We start from the raw sequence: 15169 nt of genomic DNA, 5'->3' as shown, positions 1-15169 counted from the left end.
TTGTTATACTCTGACGATTGTTTAATTATATACAATACCACCATCAATCATAATTGATTGGCCGGTCATATAGTCAGAGTCTGAAGACGCAAGATAAGAAACAAAGTTTGCCACGTCTTCTGGTTCTTGTGTACGACCCAACGCTATGCCTTCAGCAAATTTTTTAAAGGCTTCTCCTTTTTTTAAACCCATATATTCAACCATGCCTGCATCTATCCTATCCCACATTCCTGTGCCAACAATCCCAGGACAATACGCATTTACAGTGATTTTATCTTTTGCAAGCTCTTGTGCGGCTGCCTGTGTAAATGCTCGAACAGCAAATTTTGAAGCAGAATAAGTACCTAACATGGAAAATGCTTGGTGCCCCGCAATACTACATGCATTAATGATTTTACCACCTGATTCCTGCTTTTTCATTTGCTCAGCGGCAGCTTGAATTCCATATAGCACACTAAATACATTCACTTGAAAAACTTTTTCTAACTCAGCTGGCTGGACATTAACAAGGGGGGAAACTTGTTCAATTCCCGCATTATTAATAAAAACGTCCACGCTACCGAAATGTTCCACAGCTGTATTAACTAAAGCTATTTGATCCTCAGGGTTGGAAACATCCCCAACAAATGAAGCAACGTTGATGTTTTTCTCTTTGAATTCTTTAACTGTCCCTTGAAGCACTTCTTCATTCATATCGCTTAGAACGATTGCAAAACCATCGTTTGCTAATCGTTTTGCAATGCCTTTGCCAATACCTTGCGCACTCCCCGTAATAACCGCTGTTTTTTGATTTCCCATTATGTAACATCTCCTTTTATTGGTATATGTCTACTATTTCCTTTAAGTAAAGTTCTAAACCAAGGTTTCACGAACAAAAGAAACGAGAAAGCCAATGGCCCCTCTCGTTTCCTCTGTATTTTTATAGTGCTGTTGCTCCACGCGTTTTCTTAAAAATGCCTTTATCTTTCAAGTTGTTTATTGCTGTTGGAACTAGGAATCTGTCCACTCCATAATATGCTGTGCCTTTTACAACGAATAGAAGAATAATTGCTACTGCTAATAGCATCGGGTTAGTGCTGATCGTGCCTGCCATTAAGAAGTTTAAGTTCATGAAGGCTCCTGCAATTAGTGCAGGGATTGTAAGTGCGCCAAGAATTAATCCTACACCAATAAGTACTTCCCCCCAAGGTATTAAAATGTTAAACAACTTGACGTTTGGTAGAGCGACTGTTTCTACGAATCCTGCGTACCATCCTTGAACGACGGGTGCTTCTCCACCTGCTTTTGCAATCGTTCCAGTTAAAAAGCCTGTTGCATCAAATGTACCCATTTTCCCCAATCCAGCTTGTAGCCATTGAACACCTAACCAAATTCTTAATGCTCCCCAAATAATTGCTATCCACCGATTTTCATACCATTTTGTCATCATTTGAATCACTCCTTATTCTGTTTTTGCACGATTGTGAATTCATTCACATGATTGATTAAAAAAATATTAGTTCTTCACTGCGGCATATGTGAATTAATTCACGTTCTCTTTACACTCTTAATATACTATGTTTTTGATTTAAAAACAACACATTGTGATTAGTTTCACAAATATGACACATACAATTAATATCTCCATAAATCTAGCTAATATCCTGCCTTCTTGTATTCTCGATTAATTCAAAAAGGCCTTCTCCACATCATAGAGAAAAGCCTGACTATATCTCGCGTCCTTCAAAATAATAATTATTTAATAAGTTTATATGCATCTTCTGTTGGATGGGCTAACTGCATTTGTTCAAGTTCTAGTCTAAGTTTTTCTGTTTCAAGTAAAAAATTCTCATGTTTAAGTTTTTCTAGCTCCAACTCTTCTTTAAGCATATTACTTTTGCTCTTAGCGCTCTCTTGAATATGATCTGTAATGATCGCAATAATTGGAATTGAAAAAATCATGACAACTGTAATTATCCCTGTCAAGAAAACCACCTCTTTTATTATTGTCTAACCCCATTAAGTATAGTATATATTCCGAATAAAATAAATGTTGTTAAAAACCATTTTCACTTAATAGATTATAATAGTAACAACCATCTCACCTAAACAATATCAGTACTTTGTCTTTAAATATGGAATTTATTACCCTTCATTCTTGGGTTCTATACTTCTCCATAAATAAAGGGACGCAAAGCTGAGATATGGATGCCATTCTATACTATAATTCAGCATTTCCTCCATCGTTGGTTTTCGCTCTAAGCCGTATAATTGCTTCATTGCGTTTTGGATACCAATATCAGCGTAGGGAAAAAGATTAGGTCGACCAAGTCCGAATAATAGAAAGTTCTGTGCGGTCCACGGACCAATCCCACGTATCTTGACTAATTCTTTCATTACATATTCATCCGATTGTTGCGATAAGTCTTCTAGATTCAACTCACCGTTTGTAATGCTTTTCGATAAATCAATGATATACTCCGCTTTACGCTGGCTGAATTTTAGCTTCCTTAATTGCTCTATATGTAACCCAGACACTGTTTTAGCTGTTGGGTAAAAAGGGATACCGTCGATTTGGAAGCCAAATGTTTTTACGAATTGTTCGGTAAGTGAGAACGCAAATGCTAAGTTCACCTGTTGATGGATAATCGATTTTATTAAAGTAGTGTACAAAGAAAAATCAAGTACGATTGGTGTCCCGCGATGAATATCAAAAATATTTTTTAACGCTGTTTCTGAAAAATGTTCTTGAATTTTATTAAGTGAAGTATGCAACTGAAAAATAAAACTAATTTTTTCAAGCACATACGTTTTCGTCGAATGATCAAAACCACTTACAAGAAAAGCTGGTTTTTCTGTTGTTCCAACTGCCTGTACTGTTGCGACTTCCGGAATCTTCCCATAGATAGGAACCTTTACAGTCCTTTCCTTGCGGTCGACAATATGAAGCGGATCAATTGCAAGTCTGCTTAACGCTAAATCAAAATGATAGGGACCAATAACTTCTATTTTCTCTTGCCACATAAACTTCACCTCCTATTTAACCAATTTCTCCTTATTATACATGAAAGGAAAACGCTTGAACTAAAGCAATAAGAATTTTCTTTAAAAATCAGAAAAAGCCGTATGAAGATGAGTACATCTCATACGGCTTTCCTCCAAATTACTCCTTAATCACAAATTCATTGGATAATGGTACCATATCTTCTATCATCTTTTTGCCTTCCCATGCCGTTACTTTTATTTTATAACCACTTATATTGGAAGGAAGTTTTAATTTTGTCGACATCTTTTTTGTTTTATTTTTTGGTATGGTTCTTGAAGCATGGGAAACATCTATTACTTTACCGTGCTCGTTCAACAGTTCCATCACTACGATAATATCTTGATTCTTATTTATCGGGTTTGTGACATCGATTTCCGCAGTTACCATATCATTAGGTGATAAATGATTAATCATCTTGCCTTTTTTATTTAAGAAGACTGTTTTTACGTTCATGGCATATTGAGGTTCTTCAGTCCCTTTTTCCCATGCTACTTTATATTCTTTCATCGATTTTCCATCACTTGCTGTAACACGAATAATTGTCGCATTTTCTTTATCTACCATTTCTATTTGTGCACCTGGTTGATTCGCTACAGCTTCTAGATTATTTTTTTGTGCTGAACTAATTGTATACTTCATCATTCCAGGTGAAAAACCTGTTAGTAATTTCCCATCAACCTTAATAGATTTTAATGTTGCATCCGTTTCTGGAATTGCTATTTGGAATAACTCACTTCCTAAAGCATAAAATATGCTGCCATCCTCGCCAATTGTCATGTTATTCATAAAATCTTCGACAATGACTTGATAGGCTAAAGTCTCTGGATCAATAGCTATGAGCTTTCGTGATAATGTTGTATAAAGCATGCCATCTGGAGCCCATTGCAAGCGATATGGGAACCATTTACTGCTATTATATAAGCTTGGGCGAATTACTTTGCTTTTCACTATTTCTTTTGTTTCAGGATCCATTGCAAATATTGTTCCATCTACGGCTCCCCATAAGTTTCCATCGGGACCAAATGAAAGCTCACCAATCATTTTCGGCGTTTCATCTATCCCTGGAATTTCTGGCGTAAATTCATCTATTTTCTTTCCTGTTTCAACATCCCATACGAAAATTTTCGCTTCCGCTGCTTTTGGCTCTATTCCCAATCCACCCCAGACCGATGTACTACCGTATAGTTTGCCATCCTTATAAGCCAAACCAATGATGCTTTGATCTTGTACAATATTTCGATATTGTGACCACTTATCCGCCTTTTCATCATAGATGGCTAGGACGCCACCTAAAACACCATAATCAGGAACAGTTCCAATAAATAATTTATCGTCTCCTGATGTAATAGCAAATGGTCGGTCCTGCTGATCCCCAATATCATATTCAAAATTAGGATTATTATTTAAATCAACCGGTTTTAGTGGATCATAGCTGTACATAATAGCGCCGACGTAGGTTCCAAAATACACTTTATTATTTAAAAATCCTATTCCTTCCGGTTGCGCAAAGGAAGGGATGTTCACTTCTAGCTCTTTTGCAAAGGGATTATAAACACTCATCCCCCTCTGATAACCGCCCATATATAACTGCCCATCTTCTCCTGTTTTAAGTGCTTGAATAGCCACAGCTTGCGAAGAAATATCTAATTCTATAAATGTTAACTCATTGGTTTTTGGCTCGTAAAGCATGTACTCACCATATTGAGTTATCATTGCCAAAGCTTTTTTTCCATTTGTTAAAGTGATCCACTCCATATCCTTCACACGAACGGTGTCTGGAAGCATAGGAATACCTTCAATTAACTTGGAGTCATTCGTGGTAAAATCATATTGATACAAACGGTTCTCAAATTTGTAATAGATGAGATTAGGATTATCTGGCGATGGCTCTGAAATCATATTACTATATTTAAATGTATGGATGATCTCATTTGTTTTAAGATCAATCACAAGCATTGTAATAGAACCAACAGACACAAGAAGCTTATCATTCATGACAAACATGTTTTCAATCATGCCATCTTCTCCAGAATGACCTTCAATCATCACTTCTTCTTTCTCACCAGAGACTCTATTAACTTTAAATAGATGTTTGGTTGTTCCGATACCTACATATATATGTTCATCTGTAACAGCAATTCCTCTAGCATATTGCTGTCCTTCTTTTATCGTTCCATAATTTCTATACTTCCCGGTTTCAATATCATACTCAAAAACACTTGCATGGGGATATGTAGACCCATAAATTTTCCCATCTTCTGTAGCCTCTAGATCCCACACCCAATCATCTGAAGGGTTTACACCTAATTCTTCTACTTTTTTAAGTTCAGGTACATAACGATATAGTTTACCATCGCCAGTCCCGGCAAAATACACATTTTTATCATTACCAACTGTCATTGCCCATAATGCTTCTGTACCTTTTATTACTTCGGAAAATTTTAATTCTCCTGTTTCCGCATCTAGTACCGAAAATGTTCCTGGAAGACCATTTGAATGATAATATATTTCATTATCTCCCATTTTATTTTCTTGGATGACAGACGCTTGGCCCAATTGCACTTGAACCATTTCTCCTAGATTAATAGGTTCCGCATATTTGCGTTCTAATAATATATCTTCCTCCGCCAATTCAAAAGACACATCATCAAAATAGGCCTCCGTCAAACTGATTCCACCAGAATAAAAAGCAAGTCTTGCATATGCCGCTTCATTCGGAACATCTGTAAAAGCTTTCAATTCTGTCCATTGGTTTTTAGGCAGATTACCGAAAAGTTCAATTTTCACTTTATCACTTATCTCTTTATCTTCACTGTCATAATAATGAACTTCATAGACGATGTTATGTGATTGATGAACTACATTTGTCATCACTTTCGCCAAGTATGATTTCCCTGGCACAACTGCTATCTTATCGCTTAAAACGCGCAAACCAGATTGGTCTGAATCATCTTTGAAATGCAAACTCTGGCTTCCGTTGTTCACATTAGATGTACTAATAGAAATCCCAGGTGTTCCACTATCTGCTGTCCAGCCTGGAACCAACCCATTTTCATTTATCGGCTTTTCAAAGCCAGGATTAACAATCTTATCAGATATCTCCTCGGATGGCGTTGAACTTGCACCCTCCTGCAACAGTAGCTCGTCAAAATACACATCGGTCAAACTAATCTTTCCTGAATTAAAGGCAATTTGCATTGTCACTGCATTTGCCGGCGCAACTTCTTCCAAGCTAATATCCAGCCAATCAAGTCCAGCTTTGCCTTTATATAATTCATTTTTAAAACCTACCTGATTATTTTTACTATCTAAGAATGTGATGGCAAATTCAACTGAATGACTTTGCTTTATCACTTTCATCTTAGCCGACGCCTTATACTTTTTTCCTGATAAGACTGGAATTCGCTCTGATTTCACCTGAGCTTGGATTTGATCAGAATAGTCATGAAGGCGGAGGCGCTTAGAATTTTCATAAGAAGCAACCGTTACCAATGAGCCTGTCGATAGCCAGCCCGGAATTTCCACAGCACTTTCAAAACTATTATTTTTTATTTGCACTTCATTTCCATCATCTTTTTTCACTAACTTCACGTCATCAATGTAAGCTGATAACAGTGAGGATGAGTGACCATTAAACACAAATGCAGCGGATACCGTTCCAACTGGTGCATGAACCTCGTTTTGCAATTTAATCCATTCACCAATTTCATGTGGAGCCGTCCAAATCGTTTCATCTCCTAGAGATTTGCCTTCAGAATCATAGAATACCATTCCATATTTAAAATCGACAGTATTAACATTATCTAAGTAAATATTCGCAAGGAATTGATATTCCCCTTCAGAAACAGTAAATGGAACACTTTTTGTATCAACAGACCCTTCCTCTGAAGTTAGGGACAAACTCTTTTCACCTTCTAATTTTCGATCAGCTGAGGTCGTCCCATTACCTTTTTCAACCTCCCACCCAGGAATATGAATACTCTCTTCAAAATTTGAATTAGCAATTGGAATATCGATATCAGCAGCAACTGCTAGCTTCGGATAAGCTGGTAGCATTCCTATCAATATAGTAAAACAAAATAAAATAACCCCAGCTCGTTGAAACACATTCTTTATCATACCCTCACCCCATTATTCAAGTTTGAACTAAAAACCTTTCTTTTCTGTTGAAATCGCTTACATATCGGCCTAATAAATGTAGATTTATACAACCTCCTCCGCTTAGTATTGGTTCACATCTGGATCACCACTTATAGCGAATAGTGTAAGTTAATTCCAAGTAAGTGTCAACGTGCATATAGACCTATAACTATTATCCTGTAATTATTAACAATAAGAAAAGCCGTCTATTGACGGCTTTTAAGGTACATCCATACATCTCACGTAAAAGTCATTTACAAACGTCTTTTTATTTATCCTGCTTATCAAGTGCAGTTTCCATCAATTTTAACCCGTTTTCCCCATTATTATCTTCAACCACATGTTTGAGTATGGACAATTTGTTATTCCAAAATTGTTCGTAAAAAGAAAGCCATTGTTTTAATTCTGTTAATGGTTCTGGGTGCAATTGATATAGTTTTTCTCGACCTACCTTTCGTCCGCTGACTAGTTCCGCTTCTGAAAGGATATACAGATGTTTCGCAACAGCTGTACGGCTTATAGAAAAATGGGAAGTTATTTCTGCTATAGATAATTCTTTTTCAGTAAGTAGCCTAAGTACTTCTCTGCGAGTTGGGTCTGCAATAGCTTGAAATACATCATGCTTTACTGCTGATAATGACACTTAGTTCTCAACAGCCTTTTTAAGACGTTCATTGACAATATCTATCCAACCATGTGCCATTCTATCGCGAATAACGGAGCTTTTTTCGTTCGCTTTTGGAAGAATAGCGTCAGGTTGTTTCCAACCACTATGGATAAGTGTAAATTCTGTCTTATCACCCAACTCTTTTAAAATAAATGTGACAATCCAGCCGTCTGTATCCCAAGTAAAAGAAAGGCGGTTAGGGGCATCGATCTCTGTTACTTTACAAGGAGATGGACCAAATGGTGATTGCAAGTGGAATTCATGCCCTACTTCTGGTTCAAAATCGTTTGGCATGAACCATGATGCAATGCCTTCCGCGGTCGATACTGTATTCCATACTTTTTGAATAGATGCTTTAAATATAACTGTTTGTTTAACATCTTGTAGTGTATTCTGGTTGTTTGTACCCATAATCATTCTCCTTCGTCTCCACGGATATAAAACCTTTTAGTTTCACATTTAGATTATATAGAACTCTTTGGTTTCATGTCAAGCTTTTTTCCTATATGCTAAAAACTTTAATGATGAACCACCACTTACTATAATGTCTAACTCCTTCCTTCTTTAAATCAATAAAAAAAGGAGCTGTTATCAACTCCTGACAATACATGAATACACCACGCTATTCCATTTTGCACATGGATATCAGTCAAATATCAATGGACTTTTGACTTTTTCTTTTAACATATAATCATCTAGACTTTTAAAGGTATATCCCCTTTTTTTCAACTCTTGAATAACCCGTTCTAAAGCATCAGCGTTGTCTTTGGAGACGGTGTGCAGCAACATGACAGAGCCAGGATGGACTTGTGCCATAATACTGTCATAAGAATACTTCCAACCTTTTTGCTGATTAGTCAGCCAATCTTTAAACGCTAGCGACCAGAGAACATGAACATAACCTTCTTCTTGTGCTATTTTCATGGACCTTTCACTTAATATTCCCCGTGGTGGTCGCAAATACATCATATCCGCTTGCCCTGTTATTATTTTGGTTTCATCCTTAACCTTCGCAAGTTCTATTTTTATTTTTTCCTCACTTATTTGGGTCATATCTGGATGGCTCCATGAATGGTTTCCGATAATATGGCCTTCCTTAACCATTCGTTTCGCTAGGTCAGGGGCAGTTTTCAAATAATGGCCAGTAACAAAAAATGCAGCTGGTACCTTTTCTTTTTTCAAAATATCAAGTATTTTTCCTGTATAACCATTTTCGTAACCATTATCAAATGTTAAATATAATATTTTTTCATCTTTGTTTCCTTTATAAAATGCACCATACTTATTAAGTAGCTGGTCATATTCAGTTCCCGCTTCCGCCTGTTGCTCATTAGTGCCTTTATTAAAACCCCAATGAATCGGCTGATTTGACACAGCCTGCACACTTACTGCTTTAAATAAAACAAGGAATAAAATAGGAATAATCATTTGCCATGTTTTCATCTATTTGTTCCGCCTTTCACTCTTTTCCTTATATTTTTCCAATATCACAAAATAATACTTGACAAAAATAGGAGGTAAGTAAATATGTACATATATACATTTTACTTACCTCCTTCTATTTAGTTTGATCCTTGGAATGAAAAGCTAAGATACCCTTGAAGTGGGATCCAAGCCCCTATTGGTTGGGATGTAACGTTTTTGACAATAATTTTCCTTTTTGTTCCCTTTATAACTAAATATACTTCACCATATGTGACCTGTCCTTTTTCATGGACAGCTGGCGCAAAAGCATGTAAATATCCAAGCTTACCTTGCGCAATATTATATATTTGATGGTGTTTTGTGCCTCTACCAATCACCGTTTGAAAAGACAAGGGCAATTTCGTTTTTTTCATAGCATGGAGTAAGATCATTTTTTGTACGTCTTCTACTTGTGGTACCTTAGCTGTTAGACCGCCCTGGATCGATTTTTGTGCCTCTTGCACATAATTGATTTGATAATTTTCTGTTCCTTCACGATTATCGTAAAAATTGGTATTGATTTTTTGAAATTGCCAATTAGGATCCGTGCCATCTGATTTATAATTCAATGGCCATTCTCCTAAATAAATCGTAGCTCTCATTCCAATTGAAAACGGGGATTTATTAATAGCGGATTCGTTTAAAATTTTAATCAGATTCGGATTGTCAATGGTCACTTCAGATGTTTCAAGCAATTCCTTAGTAAATTCACTTGGTTGTAAATAAGGTATATTTTCATCTGACTGTGGCATCGTATTTTCTTTTTCAATATTTACTACTGAATCAGGTATTTTTACATTTGCCGATTTGGTTTGTGCAAAAGCGTCAGAGCTGAAGCAAATGACGAATAATAATATGATACATAACATAAAAGCTTTGACTTGCCACTTCATAAGGGTAAACTCCTTTCATCATACGACAGCATAAACCGTCTACTACCCTTATGATTTTCCGAAATCAGATTGATTATCCCTATTAAAGCAAATAAAAACCAATTGCCATAATAAAATACGCTGCAAGCAATGTCGCACCTTCAAACCAATTTGATTCTCCATCATTTACAATCACGATAGTTAATAGCACAGCCGTAACCATTGCAACGATTTCCGACATCGTAAATACTAGTGGCATCGAAGTAGGTAAAAACAAGGATACAATCACAAGAATTGGTGCAACAAACATGGAAACTTGCAGTGTTGAGCCAATCGCAATTTCGACTGCCACATCCATTTTATTTTTATAAGCCATTAAAATGGCTGAAGCATGTTCTGCCGCATTACCGACGATTGCAACAATGATCACTCCAATAAACAATTCGCTCCAACCAAATCTTTGACCTACTGATTCAAATGTATGAACAAGTCGCTCGGATGTATATGCTACTGCAAGTGTTGCTAGTGCCAAAATAATAATCGCTTTAGTTTTACTCCATTCCGGTACTTCATCCTTTATATTTTCCACTTGATTTTTTGACTGATACACCCCTCGATGAGTAACAAGCTTAAAAAATAATGCTGCCAAATATAGTGCGATCATGATAACAGATATACCGACACTTAAACTGATCGTTTTCGTATTGCTCATCCCTTGCGAAAAAATCTCCGGAATAACAAAACCAACAATTACGGCAAACATAAGCAGTCCCGAGTTATGCCTAGCATCATAGACATTAAAAGTTTGGCGTTTAAACTTGAAACCTCCTATGAAAAAGGATAAACCACCAACAAGTAAAAGATTACCTATTACGGAACCAGTTAGGGAAGCAAGTACAACTCCGATCAAACCCGCCTTCAAGGCAAAAATGGAAATGATCAGCTCCACAGCATTTCCAAAAGTTGCATTTAATAATCCGCCTATTCTCGGTCCCGCAACAATTGTCAAACTTTCAGTAGCCCTTCCCATGATGCTAGCAATTGCAATAATAGTTAAACAATACACACCAAACATCACAACACTTGGAAAATGAAGCAATGAACCAATCACAGATAAAGGAAAACCAATCGCAATCATTATTAAAAATATTTTATTCATCATACATGCTTTTCCTCCCAACAAAACATCTTCATCTATTCAATTATCTCAAATGTTTCTACCACTTCAATCGATCCAATTACTGACTGAACCACCGAACAGTTTTTTCTCGTTAATTTCATTGCCTTTTCAATGCGTTTTTCATTCAGTAAGCTACCTTTTATTTTAAAATGAATACATACCTTTTCAATCCGATTAACTGCCTCACCATTTCTAACCGGTTCCGCTGTAATCTGAATATCTTCTATTTCCATCCTCATTTTCTCTAATATTGTACGCAACACCCCGCCACTACATACCGCTAACGATGATACGAGTAGTTGATAGGGCCTAATTCCATACGTTTCCTCCCCAGAAATATCGAGTCTTCCAAAAGCAAATTCCCCATAAAAACCGCCATCTTTCATCTTAAATTCCACTTTATACTTTCCTTTTTTCACCTTTATTAATGTTTATATCAACTTTTCCCTTAATTTTCGATTTTAATCTTCCACATTTGCTTGATATTGCCTTCTTTTGCTATTACTCTAAAATCATGTTAATGAAGGAGATAATGATGATGCACAAACGACAAAAATTACAATTTTGGATATTAATTGGGATTGTAGCCATATCAGGTTTTTCACAAGGAATGCTACTCCCATTAATTGCTATTATTTTGGAAAAGGCAGGTTTACCTTCTTCACTAAATGGATTAAACGCGATCGCATTATATATTGGTATTTTGCTTGCATCACCTTTAATGGAGATTCCTTTGAGAAAGCTCGGTTACAAACCGATGATTTTAATTGGTGGATTCATTGTAGCTATTTCTTTATTTCTCTTTCCACTTTGGCAATCATTCTGGTTTTGGTTTGCTCTTCGCTTTTTTATTGGAATTGGTGACCATATGCTACATTTTGCTTCCCAAACATGGATCACCTCTTTTTCCCCACCTGAAAAAAGAGGCAAAAACATATCATTATACGGATTGTTCTTCGGCCTTGGTTTTGCTGCCGGCCCTTTTATGACAAGACTTGTCTATGTAAATGACGCCCTACCATTTCAAATTTCGGCGGCCATCGCCATTCTCGCTTGGTTAGCTGTGTTTTTTATTCACAATGAACATCCCGATCACGGGAGTGGAAACACGTCCATTTTTGGTACATTTCAGCGCTTCGGTCAAGTATTTACATATGCTTGGGTTGCTTTTCTACCTCCTTTTGGCTACGGATTTTTAGAAGCATCATTAAATGGGAACTTTCCTATTTACGCATTACGAATGGGAATTTCTATCGAATCTGTCTCTATTCTTTTACCAGCTTTCGCCATTGGAGGAATTGCATTTCAACTCCCTTTAGGTATATTAAGCGACAAGTACGGGCGCCACAATATTCTTACATGGACGATGTTTATTGGATGTGCTAGTTTTGCAGCGGTAGGTTTCCTCGGAAATTCAACCTTAGTTATTTTTCTTTGTTTCTTTATAGCAGGTATGGCAGTCGGTTCCTCTTTCTCCCTTGGTATTAGCTATATGACAGATTTGCTACCGAAACATTTACTGCCTGCTGGCAATATTATGTGTGGAATTTTATTTAGTTTAGGTAGCATGATGGGTCCGGTTCTAGGTGGAATAGCATTACAATTCACAAGCGGAAAAAGTTTTTTCCATATTATCTCAGTAATGTTGCTAATGATTTTCTTTGCCTTGATCTTTTTCAAACAAAAACAAACAAAATTGTAATTTTAATTCACAGTTTATAATTATTATGATATAATAATTAATATATTTAATTACTATTTAGTTTTGCTGTCGCCAATTTGGCGGCAGCTTTCGTCATTTAATAAGGGTATTGAATATGATTATTCTTCTCAATCATACAAAGGAGGGATTTATTTATGACGCAAGGAAAAACATTAATTTTACGAAAATTAGCCCAACCTACAAAGCCACCATCATTTTTAATGAAGGCTTTTCCTCATCTTGAATTAATTGCAGCTATGACAAGTGGGATACTTATTTTATGCGGTTGGCTTATTAGCAGATCCAATAATAGTACTCTTTCGATTATTATACTTCTCTTCGCTTTCCTCATCGGTGGTTTTGCTAAAGCGAAAGAAGGTATAGAAGAAACACTGAAAGACAAAGAGCTTAATGTTGAAATGCTGATGATTTTTGCAGCAATTGGATCCGCAGCAATTGGCTATTGGACGGAAGGGGCCATATTAATTTTCATTTTTTCTTTAAGTGGCGCCCTTGAAACGTACACGATGAATAAAAGTCATAAAGAAATATCCAACCTCATGAATATTCAACCTGAAAATGCTTTAAAGATCACAAATGGAATCGAAGAACTTGTTTCTATCTCTGATCTTTTAGTTGGCGATCGTATTTTAGTTAAAGCAGGCGAAAGGATTCCTGCAGACGGAAAAATTACGAAAGGCCACACAACAGTGAACGAGGCTACAATAACAGGTGAATCTATACCTGCAGATAAAAAAGTCGGCGATAATATTTTCACAGGAACAGTCAATTTAACAGGCTCATTCACTGCGGAGGTCAAGAAAAAAAGTAATGACACTCTTTTTCATAAAATAATTGAGCTCGTACAAAATGCACAAAGTGAAAAATCACCTTCCCAACTTTTTATTGAGAAATTCGAAGGTATCTACGTTAAAATCGTCTTACTCATCGTATTATTGATGATGTTTCTTCCTCATTTTGTTCTTGGCTGGTCTTGGACAGATACATTTTATCGGGCAATGATTTTACTCGTTGTAGCTTCTCCTTGTGCGCTTGTTGCAGCAATCATGCCCGCTTCCTTATCCGCGATCTCCAACGGGGCAAGAAACGGTATATTGTTTAAAGGAGGCGCGCATTTAGAAAATATTAGTAATGTAAAAGCGATCGCCTTTGACAAAACGGGTACATTAACAAAAGGACACCCCGAAGTAACTGATTTTATTTCAAGGGAAAATACAGATTATGGGCAGGTATTACAGATAATTGCTTCGATAGAAAATGAGTCAAATCATCCACTAGCTCAAGCGATTGTCCGCTATGCGCAAGACAAAATAGAGCTTAATCTATTCTCACCCGATAATCTTGAAGATGTAGTTGGTTGGGGAGTTAAAGCAATGATTGCTGGTGAAGAGTGGCTTGTTGGAAAGCAAGATTTTGTTGGCGAACAAGATGCCGCTACTTTCGCTTCGGGAACAGGAAACTTACTAGAACAAGAAGGAAAAACAATTGTTTTTGTTAAAGATAAGTACGGAATTGTCGCAATGATTGGGTTAAAAGATGTGATTCGCTCCGAGACAAAAACTGCCCTTACCAGTCTTAATAAAATGGGAATAAAAACCATCATGTTAACTGGCGATTCCGAAAATACAGCAAGTATTATAGCTAAGGAAGCCAATCTGGATAGCTTTATCGCTGAATGTTTACCTGAGACAAAAGTAAATCATCTTAAACAACTAAAGGAAAAGCACGGAGTAATTGCAATGGTAGGAGATGGCATAAACGATGCGCCAGCACTAGCTACAGCTGATGTGGGTATTGCCATGGGGCAAGGTTCAGATATCGCTCTTGAAACAGCTGATGTTGTGTTAATGAAAAACGAGTTAACAAGGATTGAGCAGGCCATTCGACTTTCGAAAAAAATGAACCTAATTATAAAACAAAACATCATTTTCTCCATTACTGTCATATTGATACTAATTACATCCAATTTCTTCGCACTAATTGATCTACCCTTTGGTGTAATTGGCCATGAAGGCAGCACCATATTGGTTATTTTAAACGGATTAAGACTGCTGCGCTCATGACTTTCTTTCTCAAAAAACACCTGCTCTTTCTTCCA

At 36.6% G+C, this 15169-nt stretch carries 13 protein-coding genes; 2 read left to right on the top strand and 11 right to left on the bottom strand.

The genetic code is table 11. From position 1 onward, the window contains the following. Positions 1 to 21 precede the first annotated feature (21 nt). The 11 genes from MHB53_RS23595 to MHB53_RS23545 all read right to left on the bottom strand — a co-directional run bounded on the left by MHB53_RS23595 (position 22) and on the right by MHB53_RS23545 (position 11746). Positions 22 to 798 carry an acetoin reductase gene (locus MHB53_RS23595; RefSeq protein WP_340923191.1) on the bottom strand — a complete coding sequence of 259 codons (777 nt, stop codon included), beginning with the start codon at positions 796 to 798 and terminating at the stop codon, positions 22 to 24. Between the two features lie 121 nt (positions 799 to 919). Then, the gene (locus tag MHB53_RS23590) at positions 920 to 1429 is read right to left on the bottom strand and encodes a Crp/Fnr family transcriptional regulator (RefSeq protein ID WP_340923189.1); all 510 of its coding nucleotides are present in this window, start codon (positions 1427 to 1429) and stop codon (positions 920 to 922) included. Positions 1430 to 1734: 305 nt separating this feature from the next. Next, positions 1735 to 1965, bottom strand: a complete 231-nt coding sequence (locus MHB53_RS23585; protein WP_340923187.1) for a hypothetical protein — start codon at positions 1963 to 1965, stop codon at positions 1735 to 1737. Positions 1966 to 2124: 159 nt separating this feature from the next. Continuing rightward, entirely contained in the window at positions 2125 to 3003 is an 879-nt protein-coding gene (locus MHB53_RS23580) for a DNA-3-methyladenine glycosylase family protein (RefSeq protein WP_340923185.1), read from the bottom strand. Between the two features lie 139 nt (positions 3004 to 3142). Continuing rightward, entirely contained in the window at positions 3143 to 7144 is a 4002-nt protein-coding gene (locus tag MHB53_RS23575; protein WP_340923183.1) for a hypothetical protein, read from the bottom strand. Positions 7145 to 7433: 289 nt separating this feature from the next. Next, positions 7434 to 7808 (bottom strand): ArsR/SmtB family transcription factor, encoded by a 375-nt coding sequence (locus tag MHB53_RS23570; RefSeq protein WP_340923180.1) that lies wholly within the window; start codon positions 7806 to 7808, stop codon positions 7434 to 7436. After that, a complete protein-coding gene (locus MHB53_RS23565; protein ID WP_340923177.1) occupies positions 7809 to 8243 on the bottom strand; it encodes an SRPBCC family protein in 435 nt (144 codons plus the stop codon). A gap of 234 nt (positions 8244 to 8477) precedes the next feature. Further along, positions 8478 to 9275 carry a delta-lactam-biosynthetic de-N-acetylase gene (pdaA, locus tag MHB53_RS23560; RefSeq protein ID WP_340923175.1) on the bottom strand — a complete coding sequence of 266 codons (798 nt, stop codon included), beginning with the start codon at positions 9273 to 9275 and terminating at the stop codon, positions 8478 to 8480. Positions 9276 to 9394: 119 nt separating this feature from the next. Then, positions 9395 to 10189: a YfkD famly protein gene (locus MHB53_RS23555; RefSeq protein WP_340923172.1), complete on the bottom strand. Its 795-nt coding sequence runs from the start codon at positions 10187 to 10189 to the stop codon at positions 9395 to 9397. An 82-nt stretch (positions 10190 to 10271) separates the two neighbouring features. Continuing rightward, positions 10272 to 11327: a calcium/proton exchanger gene (cax, locus tag MHB53_RS23550; RefSeq protein WP_340924942.1), complete on the bottom strand. Its 1056-nt coding sequence runs from the start codon at positions 11325 to 11327 to the stop codon at positions 10272 to 10274. 35 nt (positions 11328 to 11362) lie between these two features. Then, positions 11363 to 11746, bottom strand: a complete 384-nt coding sequence (locus MHB53_RS23545; RefSeq protein ID WP_340923169.1) for an OsmC family protein — start codon at positions 11744 to 11746, stop codon at positions 11363 to 11365. A 140-nt stretch (positions 11747 to 11886) separates the two neighbouring features. Here MHB53_RS23545 and MHB53_RS23540 point away from each other — a divergent pair, with 140 nt between their 5' ends. Both MHB53_RS23540 and MHB53_RS23535 read left to right on the top strand, forming a co-directional pair. Continuing rightward, positions 11887 to 13050 (top strand): MFS transporter, encoded by a 1164-nt coding sequence (locus tag MHB53_RS23540; protein ID WP_340923166.1) that lies wholly within the window; start codon positions 11887 to 11889, stop codon positions 13048 to 13050. A 155-nt stretch (positions 13051 to 13205) separates the two neighbouring features. After that, a complete protein-coding gene (locus MHB53_RS23535; RefSeq protein ID WP_445661476.1) occupies positions 13206 to 15134 on the top strand; it encodes a heavy metal translocating P-type ATPase in 1929 nt (642 codons plus the stop codon). Positions 15135 to 15169: the final 35 nt, after the last annotated feature.

It is taken from the genome of Bacillus sp. FSL K6-3431 (assembly GCF_038002605.1).
Classification (GTDB): domain Bacteria; phylum Bacillota; class Bacilli; order Bacillales; family Bacillaceae_C; genus Lederbergia.
The sequence above is the reverse complement of the archived record's forward strand: the minus strand, read 5'-3'. Positions and strand labels throughout refer to the sequence as shown.

Excerpts from the sequence above, each read along its gene's own strand:
- MHB53_RS23595 (WP_340923191.1), bottom strand. The coding sequence starts at position 798 with ATGGGAAATCAAAAAACAGCGGTTATTACGGGGAGTGCGCAAGGTATT.
- MHB53_RS23590 (WP_340923189.1), bottom strand. The coding sequence starts at position 1,429 with ATGATGACAAAATGGTATGAAAATCGGTGGATAGCAATTATTTGGGGA.
- MHB53_RS23580 (WP_340923185.1), bottom strand. The coding sequence starts at position 3,003 with ATGTGGCAAGAGAAAATAGAAGTTATTGGTCCCTATCATTTTGATTTA.
- MHB53_RS23575 (WP_340923183.1), bottom strand. The coding sequence starts at position 7,144 with ATGATAAAGAATGTGTTTCAACGAGCTGGGGTTATTTTATTTTGTTTT.
- MHB53_RS23565 (WP_340923177.1), bottom strand. The coding sequence starts at position 8,243 with ATGGGTACAAACAACCAGAATACACTACAAGATGTTAAACAAACAGTT.
- pdaA (WP_340923175.1), bottom strand. The coding sequence starts at position 9,275 with ATGAAAACATGGCAAATGATTATTCCTATTTTATTCCTTGTTTTATTT.
- MHB53_RS23555 (WP_340923172.1), bottom strand. The coding sequence starts at position 10,189 with ATGAAGTGGCAAGTCAAAGCTTTTATGTTATGTATCATATTATTATTC.
- cax (WP_340924942.1), bottom strand. The coding sequence starts at position 11,327 with ATGAATAAAATATTTTTAATAATGATTGCGATTGGTTTTCCTTTATCT.
- MHB53_RS23540 (WP_340923166.1), top strand. The coding sequence starts at position 11,887 with ATGCACAAACGACAAAAATTACAATTTTGGATATTAATTGGGATTGTA.
- MHB53_RS23535 (WP_445661476.1), top strand. The coding sequence starts at position 13,206 with ATGACGCAAGGAAAAACATTAATTTTACGAAAATTAGCCCAACCTACA.